11 protein-coding genes are annotated in these 13,419 nt (G+C 56.8%); 4 read left to right on the top strand and 7 right to left on the bottom strand.

The window, feature by feature from the left end:
• Positions 1-155: 155 nt before the first annotated feature.
• From A3850_RS05645 to A3850_RS05620, 6 genes are all read right to left on the bottom strand, one after another.
• On the bottom strand, positions 156-1,535 hold the full coding sequence (locus A3850_RS05645; RefSeq protein WP_157500917.1) for a D-alanyl-D-alanine carboxypeptidase/D-alanyl-D-alanine-endopeptidase: 1,380 nt from the start codon (positions 1,533-1,535) through the stop codon (positions 156-158).
• 174 nt (positions 1,536-1,709) lie between these two features.
• Positions 1,710-2,456, bottom strand: coding sequence for a response regulator transcription factor (locus tag A3850_RS05640; RefSeq protein WP_068214907.1), 747 nt, complete (start codon positions 2,454-2,456; stop codon positions 1,710-1,712).
• Between the two features lie 163 nt (positions 2,457-2,619).
• Positions 2,620-4,032, bottom strand: a complete 1,413-nt coding sequence (locus A3850_RS05635; RefSeq protein ID WP_068214906.1) for a sensor histidine kinase KdpD — start codon at positions 4,030-4,032, stop codon at positions 2,620-2,622.
• 79 nt (positions 4,033-4,111) lie between these two features.
• A complete protein-coding gene (locus A3850_RS05630) occupies positions 4,112-5,578 on the bottom strand; it encodes a hypothetical protein (protein ID WP_068214905.1) in 1,467 nt (488 codons plus the stop codon).
• On the bottom strand, positions 5,571-5,819 hold the full coding sequence (locus tag A3850_RS05625; RefSeq protein ID WP_068214904.1) for a 4a-hydroxytetrahydrobiopterin dehydratase: 249 nt from the start codon (positions 5,817-5,819) through the stop codon (positions 5,571-5,573). The genes A3850_RS05630 and A3850_RS05625 overlap by 8 nt, the downstream gene beginning before the upstream one ends.
• A gap of 178 nt (positions 5,820-5,997) precedes the next feature.
• Positions 5,998-6,600 (bottom strand): HAD family phosphatase, encoded by a 603-nt coding sequence (locus A3850_RS05620; RefSeq protein WP_068214903.1) that lies wholly within the window; start codon positions 6,598-6,600, stop codon positions 5,998-6,000.
• An 809-nt stretch (positions 6,601-7,409) separates the two neighbouring features.
• Between A3850_RS05620 and A3850_RS05615 the strand changes: the two genes are divergently transcribed.
• The 4 genes from A3850_RS05615 to A3850_RS05600 all read left to right on the top strand — a co-directional run bounded on the left by A3850_RS05615 (position 7,410) and on the right by A3850_RS05600 (position 12,056).
• Positions 7,410-8,303 (top strand): hypothetical protein, encoded by an 894-nt coding sequence (locus tag A3850_RS05615; protein ID WP_068214902.1) that lies wholly within the window; start codon positions 7,410-7,412, stop codon positions 8,301-8,303.
• 530 nt (positions 8,304-8,833) lie between these two features.
• Positions 8,834-9,922 (top strand): DUF2891 domain-containing protein, encoded by a 1,089-nt coding sequence (locus A3850_RS05610; RefSeq protein WP_068214901.1) that lies wholly within the window; start codon positions 8,834-8,836, stop codon positions 9,920-9,922.
• Positions 9,919-11,112, top strand: a complete 1,194-nt coding sequence (locus A3850_RS05605; protein WP_068214900.1) for an Nramp family divalent metal transporter — start codon at positions 9,919-9,921, stop codon at positions 11,110-11,112. Before A3850_RS05610 ends, A3850_RS05605 begins: the two co-directional genes overlap by 4 nt.
• Before the next feature lie 5 nt (positions 11,113-11,117).
• The gene (locus tag A3850_RS05600) at positions 11,118-12,056 is read left to right on the top strand and encodes a carbon-nitrogen hydrolase family protein (protein ID WP_068214899.1); all 939 of its coding nucleotides are present in this window, start codon (positions 11,118-11,120) and stop codon (positions 12,054-12,056) included.
• Between the two features lie 504 nt (positions 12,057-12,560).
• Here A3850_RS05600 and A3850_RS05595 read toward each other — a convergent pair.
• Entirely contained in the window at positions 12,561-13,415 is an 855-nt protein-coding gene (locus tag A3850_RS05595; protein WP_068214898.1) for a carboxypeptidase-like regulatory domain-containing protein, read from the bottom strand.
• Positions 13,416-13,419: the final 4 nt, after the last annotated feature.

The following is a 13,419-nucleotide window of genomic DNA, read 5'->3' as shown; positions in this document are numbered from 1 at the left end:
AGTGGAGCCCCGACCTCGTTTTGGAGACCCGACCTCCGGTCGGGTTAGGTGAGTTTAATTAGGTTGACAGTAGTTTTTCGGTGATAACGCTCGTGGCTAACACTCCCCTACCAGAGGTCGGGGCTCCAATCCCAGCGGAAGTCACGTACCACCCCCTACAACCGCTCATAACACCACCCCAACGTCTTCTCCATTTCCTCGTAATACCCCCGCGAGCCCCCCACGTAATTATTGTGCATAAAGCTAAAGGCCAGCCACCGGCCCTTCTTCGTTTTCAATAAGCCGCTGACGCAGGTGACCCCGCTGAGGGTGCCCGTCTTCGCCCAGACGTAGGGTTGGGAGGCGCCATCAAAACGGCGTTTCAGGGTACCACTGGTACCGCCTTCGGGGAGGAGTTGGGTGAGCCGCTCCCGCCCCACCTCCTGGTCGAGGGCCATGACGAGGCGGGTGAGTTGCCGTGGGGTGAGGAGGTTGTACCGGCTCAAGCCACTACCGTCCACCCAACGGATATTGGTAATGCCGAGGGCCGGAAGGAGGGTATCCCGCGCGTAATCGATGATGAGTTCTTCGTCCGGCCGTCCGTAGCGTTGGGCGGCGCTGAGTAGGAGGATCTGCTCGGCCAAATAGTTATCACTCTGCTGCAGGAAACGGCGGTAGACGGTATCGGGCAGCGTCACCTCAAAAGTATTGAGCTCGCGCCGCGGAGGAATGGGCTTGAACCCAGGGGTAGCGTCCAAACCGGGAGCCGCCGCTTTCAACTCCTCCACCATCCAGTAGGGAGAAAGGACCATCGGCCGTTGCAAGGGGTAAGAATTGGGAAGGTAGTCGGGCCGGACGTCGAAGACATTACCGTACTCCTGGCGGAAGATCCGCTGCTTCTGGTCGGCCACGGGCCGGAGCTGGTTCAGCGCGCTGGGCGGGGAACTGAAGATGACCGTTTGGCCCGTCCCCTCCACTTCTTGCTTTTCCACGTAGAGGCGGTTCCCGAAGAGCGGAAGGGTGGAGCGTTCGTAGACGTAGGTTCCGTTGTAGTCGTCCCAACTCCAGCCGGCGCCGTAGCGGGGCAGGGCGTCCTTTCCGCCGGGGTAGTGCAGGGTAAAGGGTTTGCCCAGACTCCGCAACCACGGCGTGAGTAGGTCTTCCGTTAAAAACTGGGGGTGAAGGGTGAGGGGGTACCCGGTTCCCCACATCTCGTAGTGGTCCTGATAGGTTTGATAGAATACCGCCGGCGCCCGGTTCCCCAACACCCGGTTGGCGACGTAGAAGGTGAGCAACTTCACGTTACTGGCCGGGACGAACAGGCGGTCCGCATTGTAATCGTAGAGCCGTTGGGAACTCGCTACGTCGTACAGACTGAAGCCGGTGTGCCCTTCCCGAAAGATGGCGTTCTCGTCCACCAGCTCGTAGAGTTTGTCCGTTTGCTTGGAGGTTAATCCCGCATTACTTGCCCCCTGACTCTGCACCCGCGGCAGCGCCCACAGGAAAAGGCAGCAGATCAGAACAGGACGAAAAAGGCAGGTAAAATTTGTTGGCACGAGGGACGGAATAAAGTGGACGAAAAAAGCCGTCGTGCAAGGTATGCACGACGGCTATAATCATAATCCCAAAAACTAAATTCACGCTACCCGAATAGGTCAACGGGCAGATGGGTAAATGTAGCTTATTTCTTGTTCTCCACAGCGCAATGTGGATAAAGTGTGGAAAACTATTTAGGCGCTGGCACCCTCGCCCTTGATGAGCAATTGGAAGCCATTGCCGTGGATGTTGACGATCTCGATCTGCTCGTCCGGCTTCATGTATTTGCGGAGTTTGGTGACGAATACGTCCATTGATCTAGCCGTGAAGTAGTTATCCTCACCCCAAATTTTGGTGAGGGCCTCGCTGCGGCTCAGAACGTTGTTCTTGTGGATCGCAAACAAGCGCAGTAACTGGGCTTCCTTGGGCGAAAGTTTTTCCTTGCTCTCTTCCCCCTTCGCGTTGGTGTGCGTGAGGATACGCAGCGGAAAGTTGAAGTGGAACTGTCCAAATTCGAATTCGGTCTGCTCTTCCTTCGGGTCCACGGGCGTCGCTGAACGGCGGAGGATGACGTTGATGCGGGCCAGCAACTCATCGCTGTTGAACGGCTTAGTGATGTAATCGTCCGCCCCGATCTCGAAACCGTTGAGGATGTCTTCCTTCATGGCCTTCGCCGTGAGGAAAATGATGGGCGTTTGGGTATCGTTCTCCCTGACTTTCTTGGCCAGTTCGAAGCCACTGAGGCGGGGCATCATGACGTCAAAAATGCAGAGATCCCAGGTGCCCTTGCGGTAGGCTTCGAAGCCGGCCAGGCCGTCGGTGGCGAGCGTCACGTCAAAATCGTGGACGTTGGCGAGGAAGTCGCGCAGCACGTTACCGAAGTTCTGGTCGTCTTCGACGAGGAGGAGTTTGGGAGCGGGTGGAGTATTGGTTTCGGACATGGTGTAGTGAGTATGCGTGTTGGTTTTTTTTGTTTGTTGGTGCTTTGGTGCTTTGGGCTATCGCGTTTACAGCGCGCGGCAGCCCAAAATACCAAAGTACCAAAGCACCCCTAAGGATTCATCCTCAACCGAGCTACCAATATGGTAATTCCGTCAGGATTTTCTAAAGATTCTGGGTATAAGGTAGCGTAACAATAAAGCTACTCCCCTTCCCCAGTTCACTTTTTACCTGGATGCTGCCGCCGTGCACTTCCGTGATCGTTTTCACGTAGCTGAGGCCGAGACCGAAGCCCTTGACGTCGTGGCGGTCGCCGGTATGGACGCGATAGAAACGATCAAAGATGTTTTTTCGTGCCTCGCGGCTCATTCCGAGGCCATGATCCTGGATGGTAATTTCAATTCCACTAGCCACGTTGCGGGTACTGACGATGATTTCCGGCGCTTCGGGCGAGTATTTATTGGCGTTATCCAGCAAATTATTGATGAGGCTGGCGATGTGGGTTTCGTCGGCCTGAATGGTGGAGGGATCGGCGTCGGCCAGTACCACCACGCTGCCCTCCCGCGGTTCTACCTGCAGGCGGATGTACTCGCCGGCTTCGATGACGAGGTCGTTCACGTCCACCTCCGTCAGGTTGAGGTTGAGCTTATTCTTATCGAGCTTGGCCATTTGGAGCACCTTCTCCACCTGGTCGTTCATCCGCTTATTCTCCTGCTTGATGATGCGGGCAAAACGCCGCACCTTTTCCGGGTCGCCGGAAACCTTGGGGCTGTTGATGCTGTCCGTCGCCAGGCTGATCGTGGCGATTGGCGTCTTGAACTCGTGGGTCATGTTATTGATGAAGTCGGTCTTCATCTCGGAGAGTTTCTTCTGGAACAGGATGACGTAGATCGTGTACACGAAGCACCCCAAAATGATGGCGATGAAGAGCAACGAAGCCAGCAGGTTGTTGAGGATGGTGTTGAGGATCACGCTGTCCTTCCGCGGGCTGTAGGCCATCAGGTAGCCGGGTGTTTCGCCGTCGACGTCGTAGAGTGGAACGCGGTTGGAGCTCCGCAGCAAGTCGATGTGGCGGGCCGTATCGGACCCCATTTCGGAGAGCCGCCGGCCGTTACGGATGATGAATTCTTCCTTCTTCGCGTCGTATACGCCATACTCGATATCTCCCTTCAGGTCCGCGTTGGCGAACTCGGTGCGGAGTTCCTTGTCCATGCTTTCCCGGTCGATGCGCTCGTCCAGATCGGTTGCGTAGAACAGAATTTGGGCGGGCGTCAGGTCCGCCAGCGAGCCGGTGCCGCCGAGGAGGCCGGGGCGTTGCAGGGGCCGCGAGAGTTCTCCGCCGCCGATGCTCGATGGCAGGTCGCGAGAGGAGTAGCCGTTCGTGAGTGCATTGAATTTGGCCAATTCCCGGATCTCCAGTTCCCGCGCCACCTTATTGAGGGCATCCTGCAGCGCCTCGTCGTAGCGTTGTTCGTTCACTTCCATTCCCGTCCGAATCAGGTTGATCTGGAGGAAGATCACGCCGAGCAGGGCCAGGGCCATGAGGGTGGTGATTAGGAAGATGGTTCTCTTGCTCAAAGCTTAGTTCTGAGTTGCTAGTTTCTAGTGGCGAGTTACTAGCAACTAGCAACTAACCCCTAGCAACTACTAACGTAAGTTACTCCACGCGGTTGAGACCGGCGTTGGCGAGGGTGTGGAGGCCCACTTTGTATTCACTGGGGGAGATGCTCAGGCAGACGCGGAAGTGGGCGGCGGCGGCGGTGCGGTTCCCTCGGGTTTCCTCCACCATACCGGCCTGGAGGGCGGATTTACAGGCGAAATAGGCGGGGTGGTCGCGGCCCAGGGCTACCGTTTGGGCGTAGTAGGTCAGGGCGTCGTCGTATTGCTCGAGGGCTTCGGCGACGCGGCCGCGGCGATAGAGGTATTCGAGTTGTTCGTCTTTGTTGAGGGTGCCGAATTCGATTTGGTCGAGTTGGGCGCTGGCGCGGGTGCCATAGTTACCATCAAATAATAAGCGGGAGCGTAAAAGACCGGCGTGGGGCGGACGGTCACCCGCGGCTTCCCGGGCAGCGTGCTCATCACCTCCGGCGCGGCTGCCGCCTCCGATCTCGAGAATGGACCGGCGGTAAGCCTCCTCATCCCCCTTTAACAGATAGGCCCAGGCGATCTTCTGCCGGGCCTCCTCCTTAAAGTGACGACCGGCGTACCGGTTGATGAAGGACTGAAAGTGGATCCGGGCGACTGGGTCCAGGCTTCGCAATTTGGAAAGGCCGAGCATGAAGTCCAGGTAGGGGAAGTCCGTGGCCGTCCCACCCCGTGGCTGTGCTTCGAGGAGGCGGAGGGCCTCGTCGTTTCGCCCGCTGTGCATGGCCAGGTTGGCGCTCACGAAACAGTGGAGACCGTTGCGTGCGGGTTGGAGCGGTAGCCGCTGTACCATTTCGTAGGCGCCGTCGGCATCCCCCGCCAGGTGGAGTTCAACGAAGGCGGCGACCACTGCCGTTTCGAGGTAGAAGGGGCTTTCTGTATCCAGCAGAGCCCGTTGGATTTCCGCCCGCCCTTCGGCGATCTCGCCGTTGAGGGAAGAAAAGAGCTCCACCCCCCATTTATAGGACGGCGGGATGGAGCCTACGGCGGCGTGGAGCAGGCCCAGGTCCTTGTAGTTCGGCAGGAAATCGGGGAAGTCTTTCGCGTTGGCCCGGAGCAGTTTGTTGGCCCGGTTCAGGTTCCGGAAGGCGGAAAGGTGGCGCTCGAACCGCAACTCGATGAGGCTGCGGTGGAGGTAGTTCTCCGCCAACGCGTACTTGGTGAAGGGGTCCGTTTCACTTCCCTGAGATAGAACGTCGTAGCGCCGGTCAAAGCGGTCCTCGAGCCGGGCGTCCATCCCCTCGTCACCGCTGAGGTAGAGGTGGAAGAAATCGAGGTAAGACTCCAGGTGTTCCGCCACGAGGTTAGTGGGGTTGGCCTGGCGAAAGGTGACGATGTCGGTTGCGGCGCGGTCCAGTTCGAGGGCGAAGATGTCGGTATAGATCCGCTGCGCCTCTTCCGTAAAGGTATAGTGGTGTTCCCCCGCCGTGAGGCAGGTGGCAAAGAGTAGCCCCAGACAGAGAAGGAGGTGCTTACGCATACTTCGCAAAGATCGTATCAATTTGCTTAGCCAGTTGGTGGTCCTTGTCCGTCACCGTATTCCCCGCATCGTGGGTCGTCAGCTTAATGGTGACGTGGTTGTAGACGTTGCTCCATTCCGGGTGGTGGTTGGCGGCTTCGGCGGCGAAGGCCACTTCGGTCATGAAGGCGAAGGCCTGGGTGAAGTTGGCGAAGGTTAGGGTGGTGTGGAGGGCGTTGTTTTCTTGGGTCCAGTTGGGCATTTTGGTGCTTTGGTTATAGTTTTCGACAAGAGGGATAAGGAGGAAATGAGGAAAAAGGAGGTGTGGCAGCAAGCGTCTTATACTCCTTTTCCTTCTTTGGCTCCTTGTAGAAAACAGGAAGCGCCTTCCAAACGAGTGGCCACGGGCGAAGTTCAAAAAGCATGCTTTGCCAGCCCCACTACAAAATGCCCCGCTCCTTCAACTCCTCCCGCAAAGCTTCCGGGGAAGTAAACTGAATCGAATCCAAACCCATTGAACGCGCCGTAGCCACGTTTCTTGCCGAGTCATCGATGAAAATGCAATCCGAAAAGTCGCCAAGGTCGTACTCTTGGCGGATGTGTTCGTAAATATCCGGGTTCGGCTTTTTCATCTTCACTTCCCCCGAAACGGTAATGTGTTCGAAGCGCTGCAGGAAGTCGAAATTCTCGCGGGCCCAGGGGAAGAGTTCGGCACTCCAATTGGTGAGGGCGAGGAGGCGATGTTGGCCGGAGTCGTCGAGTTCCTGGAGGATCTCCACAGTTCCTTCGATGGCGCCGTCAAAGTGTTCCGTCCAACGGTCGTAGTACATGCGGATCTCCCGTTCCCACTTGGGGTGTTCCGCCACGAGCAATTCGGTGGCTTCGGCGACGGGCCGGCCGCGGTCCTGCTCCTCATTCCAATCCAGGTGGGTGATGTTGGTGACGAACCAGTCGGCTTCATCCGCGGTGGCGAAGTGCTTGCGGTAGAGACGGCGTGGGTCCCAGGAGATGAGGACGTTGCCGATGTCGAAGATGATGGTCATTCTTGAGATTTTAGACGTTAGATTTTAGATCTTGGACGGGATACTGAAAGGATTTTAGACGTTAGATTTTAGATCTTGGACGGGATACCTGAATCCATGGGAAGATATCCGTCCCTTGACCGTGGTAGTGGTCCTCTCCCCCAGCCCCTCTCCAAGGGAGAGGGGAGCAGAGACTCCGGGGCGAATAGCAATTTACTACTTGATGAATTTTCTCCTCTCGTTATCCGTCCCTTAACCGTGGTAGTGATTTCAGTGGGAGAAAGCGTTAAGAAATTTGCATTGTTTGAGCACGCGCAAGGTTAATGCATAACTCACGAATCAAATGCACACGGCAAACTAAAGCTTGAAACGAAAGGTGATTGGCGAGTTGGCAAATTTTAGCATTCTGCCGCTGAAATCGCGTTAAGCCACGGTTACAGGACAAGACTTTTGCTTCTTTTGGTCACAAAAGAAGTGATAGAAAAGAAGTAGTAGACAACAATTCACGTTAAGCATCGACCTAAAGGTCGACGTACCAGGAATGAGCCCGACTTAGAGGTCGGGTGCCAGTGGAGGCAAACCCTAATAATTCTCAACGGCATCAACGGCACCTCAAATCACATTTAAATAAGTTTACATGTAATTCAACCTTCTTTCAGACAACATTCGCAAGCAAATTATATGCGTAAAATATGCCATACGAATTGCACCAAAAGCTATTTTAATTTTAACCAATAAAACTTATATTTGATACCCTGCCTCAACTGTCGGCAGAATTTGCACACACATAGCGGCCTACCACAAACCCGCCACCAAAACACACCGTCAACATGGGATGTAACTCAGGAAACGTACAGAACGTAGTCAAGAACACCAGCTCCGCCTCGGAGGCGATTCAAAAGCTGGAGGAAGTAATTGCAGCGCAAGACGCCGGCTACCGCGCCACCTTCGAAACGGCCATCACCGAACGCCTAAAACAAGCGCAGCTCGACGACCCGCGGGAAATTGGGTACGAACGCCACATCAAAACGGAGTACGTCAGTGAGTTCAGTTTGGACGCCATTGCCAACGTCATCACCAGTATTCTTAAATCTACCCTAGCTACCTATACGGCCGGGCCCAACCCCGCCCTGAGCGCAGCGGCCATTGACTCTTACGTGGACGTCGTCGCCTCCGTCGCCGAAGCCGCTAAGTCCTCCTCCAGCTCTTCGGGCGACTTCAGTTTCTCCATGACGCGAATTGCCCCAGGCCTCCTCGTCTTCCTCTACGCCGTATCGGAATCCTTGTCGGACTCGGGCGTCTTCGGTACGGAGGCGATCTCCACCACGGCCATCTACTACAAACTTATCGAGAGCAAACAGGACGTCGTCAAATCCGCTGACTTTCAGGCGCTGACGGTGGCGGCAGTCACCTACGTCACCATGCAGGGCGTGCTCCTAAAATTAGCCGAGCGACTCGCCGAAGACCCCTTCCTCGTTGACGACCCGGATGCCCTCTTCGATAAATACGAGCGTATGGTAAAGAAAGCAAGACTAAGCATGGAAGCACTCTCCGGCCAGGAGCAAAATGGCCCCCTCATGATGGGTGCGAAACCTGCTACACCAAAGACCACCCTCCCCACCCAACCGGTAAAGGACGCCCTCCAGGTACTTGCCGGCCGAGGTGACCGCTTCGCTAAGATCATTGCGGGAACGCGGGCGCGGTTGGCGGAGATGGGAGAATAGGATTCTAGACGTTAGATTTTAGATTTTGGACGGGATACCTGAATCCTTAGAGAGTTATCCGTCCCTTAACCGTGGTAGTGATTTCAGCGGTAGAAAGGTATTGGGGATTTTAGACGATAGGTTTTTGAGGAATATCTGAAGTCCTGGAATTTATCCGTCCCTTGCAGGTGGTAGTGAAATTTATTCGGATTAGCGTTAAGAACGCTGCACTGTTCGAGCTGCTACAGATCTATGCTTGAAAACCAAAGTTGTTGCAAGCGAAATTGCTGCATGAAAAACTAGTCGTCAAGCGAGTTTGCAGCGTTTAGCTAATCCGAAGAAATTTCGCGTTAAGCCACCTGCACAGGACAAAGCTTTTGCTTCTTTTGGCTACAAAAGAAGTGGTAGATAAGAAGTGGTAGACAAGAAGTCACGTTAAGCATCGACCTAAAGGTCGACGTACCAGGAGTAAACCCGACAGAGAGGTCAGGAGCCGAAAACTATAATCAACTAACTTCGCCCTAAACCAACACCCGCCACCCTAAAGCGCCATGCTCCGCTACCTCCCCCTCCTCCTGCTGCTAACCGCCTGCACCGCAAACGACACCACGCCGGAAACCGAAACACCGCCTATGCCTACCGTCCAGGAATTGACGCTAGCCGAGGCCAACCGCCTGGCCGATTTACCGCTGGAATGCCTGCAGCAACCACTGCCGTATAAATCTGGCGTGATCCTCGCTAAGGAGGAGGATTTGGCGATGCCGCGCACCCACCACCCGGCGTTTTACGGTTGCTTTGATTGGCATTCGGCCGTCCACGGGCACTGGTCGTTAGTGTACTTGCTAAAACGGTTCCCCGAGCTGGAACGAGGCGAAGAAGCCCGCCGCAAACTCGCCGAAAACCTGACGGCCGAGAACATCCGCCAGGAGATCGCCTACTTCTCGATGAACAAGGAAAGCGCCAGCTTCGAGCGGACCTACGGTTGGGCCTGGCTCCTCAAACTCCAGGAAGAACTGGACGCGTGGGACGACCCCGCCGCCACCGAACTCGCCACCAACTTGCGGCCGCTGACGGGGTATATTTCTCAGGCCTACCAAACCTACCTGCCGAAACTTTCCTACCCCATCCGTGTCGGCGAACACAGCAACACGGCCTTCGGGCTCAGCTTTGCGCACGACTACGCCACGAGCGCCGGCGACGCTGCCCTCCTCACCGCCATCGAAACGGCCGCGCGCCGCTTTTACCTGGAGGACGCCGGCTGCCCCATCGGCTGGGAACCTAGCGGGTACGACTTCCTCAGCCCCTGCCTGCAGGAACTCGACCTGATGCGCAAAGTGCTGCCCGATGCAGAGTTCACCCCGTGGGCCAAGGCCTTCCTGCCCGGCCTGTTCGACGGCACATTGAATTTGGAACCCGGTCGTGTAAAAGACCGCTCGGACGGCAAACTCGTCCACCTCGACGGACTGAATTTCAGTCGCGCCTGGTGCCTGTATTCGATCGATGATCCCTACGCTCAGCGCATCGCCAACACCCACCTCGCCTACTCGCTGGAGAAGATCACCGACGGCGATTACGCCGGCCAACATTGGCTGGCATCCTTCGCCCTGTACGCCTTCGAGCAACAACGCCGCGGCCAGTGAGCCTCGGTAAATACTTCGGCCCGAGTACACTTGTCGCCGCCGCCTTCATCGGTCCGGGCACGCTCACGGTGTGTACCCTCGCCGGCGTAGAAACGGGGTACGAACTCCTCTGGGTACTCGCATTTTCCATCGTTTGTACGATCATTTTGCAGGAGATGTCCGCCCGCCTCGGCCTGGCGACGCAACGGGGATTGGGCGAAGCGATCCGCAAAGAATTTCCCGGCGGCCCGTCGCGGTGGCTGGTGTTTTTTCTCGTCATTGGGGCCATTCTAGTGGGCAACGCGGCCTACGAGGCGGGGAATATTTCGGGGGGCAACCTGGGTCTGGAGCTCCTCGTCGGCGAAGCCGGCGCTTATCCCTGGCTCATCGGCGTGCCCTGCGCCCTGCTACTTTTCCTGGGTGGTTATCGCTGGGTGGAGCGGCTGTTGATTGGCCTGGTCGTCCTCATGAGCGCCTGCTTTTTACTGACGACTGTGTTGGTCCAGCCCGATTTCGGGGCCATCCTGGCCGGCTTCGTCCCGAGCTTTCCCAGTGGCGATCGGCTACTACTGCTGATGGCGGTGGTGGGTACGACGGTTGTGCCCTACAACCTCTTTCTCCACGCCTCCACGGTGAGTAAAAAACACGGCCCGGAGGCGTCCCTGCGCGATCTCCGCATCGAAAACGCGGTGGCCGTCACGCTCGGCGGTCTGATCTCGGTGCTGATCGTGATCACGGCGGCGGCGTCCTCGGCGGAGGTCGGGTCCGTCAAGAATGCCGCGGACCTCGCCGTGCAGCTCGAGCCGGCCTTCGGCAGTTCAGCGCGGGTGCTCATGGGCGTTGGTTTGCTGGCGGCGGGCCTGAGTTCGGCGCTCACGGCTCCCCTCGCGGCGGCCTACGCGGCCCGGGGTTTATTCGGCTGGCCGGCGGACGATCGCGACCCGCGTTTCCGGGCCGTCTGGGCGGTCATTTTGCTCATCGGTATCGGCGTGGCGACGAGTGGTTTGCGGCCGCTCGCCATCATCCGTTTTGCCCAGGTTACGAACGCGTTATTGCTCCCGGCCATCGCCGTTTACTTGTTGTATTTGGCCAATTCCCGGTCCGTGATGGGCCGCCACGTCAACTCCCGGCTGGCCAATATCCTCGGCGGTTTAGTCATTCTCGTCACGCTGGGTTTGGCCGCGCGCACCTTCGTTTTACTCCTCAACTAAGCCCCATGAAAGTTGCCCTCGCCCAAATTTCCCCAGTCTGGTTGAACCGGTTAGCGACGACCGAAAAGATCGTTCAGTACATCCACGCGGGCGCTGCCGCAGGTGCAAAGTTGGTGGTGTTCGGGGAAACGATATTGCCAGGATACCCCTTCTGGCTGGACGGGACGGGCGGCGCACGTTTCGACGATCCCGTACAGAAAGATATTTGGGCCCACTACGCCACCGAAGCTGTACAACTCGAACGCGGGGATCTGGACCCCATCACCGAAGCGTGTAAGGACAAAAAGGTAGCGACCGTCCTGGGGATCGTCGAGCGGCCCCTGGACCGCGGTGGCCAATCCCTCTACTGTTCCCTCGTGTACGTGGATGCGGCGGGGGAGATCCGCAACGTCCACCGTAAGTTGCAACCCACCTACGAAGAGCGCCTCGTCTGGGCTCCCGGCGACGGCCACGGCTTGCGGACCTTCCCCATCGAAGGTTTCCAACTCGGCGGATTGAACTGCTGGGAAAACTGGATGCCCCTCCCCCGCGCGGCGTTGTACGGGCAGGGGGAGACCCTCCACGTAGCCATCTGGCCGGGGAATACCCGTAATACGGAGATCCTTACCCGGTTCCTGGCGCGGGAAGGCCGCAGCTACTGCATCTCCGTTTCCGGATTAATGCGGCGCTCGGACGTGCCTCCGGATACCCCCCACTACCAATTGATCGCAGATAACTTACCGGATATGCCCGCCGACGGAGGCAGCTGCATCGCCAACCCAGACGGCTCCTGGTTACTGGAACCTCTGACCGGCGAGGAAGGCCTCCGCTACGCGGTGCTCGACCCCTTGGCCGTAGTCCGCGAACGCCAAAATTTCGACCCGAGTGGACACTACAGTCGGCCGGATGTTACGCGGTTGGTGGTTGATCGGAAACGGCAAGGGGTCGTGAAGTTTGAAGATTGAGTTTGCCATAACCCTCCCCCGGTAGTCTGACCTTTAGGTCAGACATTGAGCGCTGCTTTCTGCAATAGTTTCCATAAGAAATGAATTTTTTGCTTACTGATTTAACGTGACTTTTCACCGGCTCCCGACCTCCAGGTCGGGTTTTATTTCAACCCTTTTGTAGCACTTCTTTTGTAGCACTTCTTTTGTGACCAAAAGAAGCAAAAGTCTTGTCCTGTAACCGTGGCTTAACGCGATTTCAGCGGCAGAAAGCTAAAATTTGCCAACTCGCCAATCACCTTTTGTTTCAAACTCTGGGTCTGCCGTTTACATTCATTTTGTGGGTCACGTTTAATTCTATCGCGTGCTCAAACAGTGCAAATTTCTTCACGCTTTCTGCCGCTGAAATCACTACCACGGTTAAGGGACGGATAACTTCCCAAGGATTTAGGTTTCCCGTCTAAGGGCTAAAATCTAACGTCTAAAGTCCTTACAAAATCCCGTCTAAGATCCAAAACCTAACGTCTAAAGTCCCTCAACATCCCCTCCCCCCTTCGGGTACCTCACCCTAACCCGAATATTCGGCGCCATATAATCCGCCACCCAGCGGCCGCCGGTAGCGCGGGAGCGACCAATCGCTTCCCCTGTTTTGCCGGCGATGCGGAATTCGGTGAAGGCACCGACGACGTCGAGAATGCGAAGGGTGACGAGGAATTCCTCCTCCACCTCAATCCCCTGATCGGCGAGGTCAATACTGATGTCCTTTCCCACCTCCGCCTGGCTGAGTTGTAGGAAAACCCGCTCCTTCAGCAACGGCTCCCCCACCATGCCGAACTGCATACGGTAGAGATTGACGTCCAGCAACACGGAGTCGGCATCCATGCCCCGAACTTTGATGATGACTTCGTCGAGCTTGGCGGCTTGATCCGGACGGAGCACCGTACCGATTTCGTGGCGGCGGATCTTGTTTTCCGTACCGTAGATGTAAGTCCCGTTCATAATCCCGGGCATCCCGATCTTCTTGCGCTTCATCTTGATACGGTCCGCCGCCACCTCAGCCGTTTGAAGCACGTAATTAGCGGAGGGCAGGACGACGACTGCGCCTCCTGCTTTTATGGATAGCGCTTCCAAGGAAACGCGTTGAGTTTCGTAGCCGATGGAAGAGATGGTGAGCGTAGTAGTGTCCGCAAGCTGAGCCCCTTCAAGTTGAAACAAGCCCGCATTGTCCGTCAGCGTCCCTGTTCCATTGTGAGCGACTAGAATGGTAGCGTAAGGGATGGCCCGGCCGTCTTCGTCCACCACCCGGCCGGTAGTAGCCTGGGCGGAGAGGTAGGCCAGGGTGAATAAAAAGAAGGCGAGGGTCTGGATGAATCGGAGCATGTTA

Origin of the sequence: Lewinella sp. 4G2 (assembly GCF_001625015.1) — a bacterium.
Classification (GTDB): domain Bacteria; phylum Bacteroidota; class Bacteroidia; order Chitinophagales; family Saprospiraceae; genus Neolewinella.
This window is presented reverse-complemented; position numbering and strand designations above follow the sequence as displayed.

What these genes read in the sequence shown, in the direction of transcription:
- A3850_RS05640 (WP_068214907.1), bottom strand. Translation starts at nt 2,456, where the DNA reads ATGTCCGAAACCAATACTCCACCCGCTCCCAAACTCCTCCTCGTCGAA.
- A3850_RS05630 (WP_068214905.1), bottom strand. Translation starts at nt 5,578, where the DNA reads ATGCGTAAGCACCTCCTTCTCTGTCTGGGGCTACTCTTTGCCACCTGC.
- A3850_RS05625 (WP_068214904.1), bottom strand. Translation starts at nt 5,819, where the DNA reads ATGCCCAACTGGACCCAAGAAAACAACGCCCTCCACACCACCCTAACC.
- A3850_RS05620 (WP_068214903.1), bottom strand. Translation starts at nt 6,600, where the DNA reads ATGACCATCATCTTCGACATCGGCAACGTCCTCATCTCCTGGGACCCA.
- A3850_RS05615 (WP_068214902.1), top strand. Translation starts at nt 7,410, where the DNA reads ATGGGATGTAACTCAGGAAACGTACAGAACGTAGTCAAGAACACCAGC.
- A3850_RS05610 (WP_068214901.1), top strand. Translation starts at nt 8,834, where the DNA reads ATGCTCCGCTACCTCCCCCTCCTCCTGCTGCTAACCGCCTGCACCGCA.
- A3850_RS05600 (WP_068214899.1), top strand. Translation starts at nt 11,118, where the DNA reads ATGAAAGTTGCCCTCGCCCAAATTTCCCCAGTCTGGTTGAACCGGTTA.
- A3850_RS05595 (WP_068214898.1), bottom strand. Translation starts at nt 13,415, where the DNA reads ATGCTCCGATTCATCCAGACCCTCGCCTTCTTTTTATTCACCCTGGCC.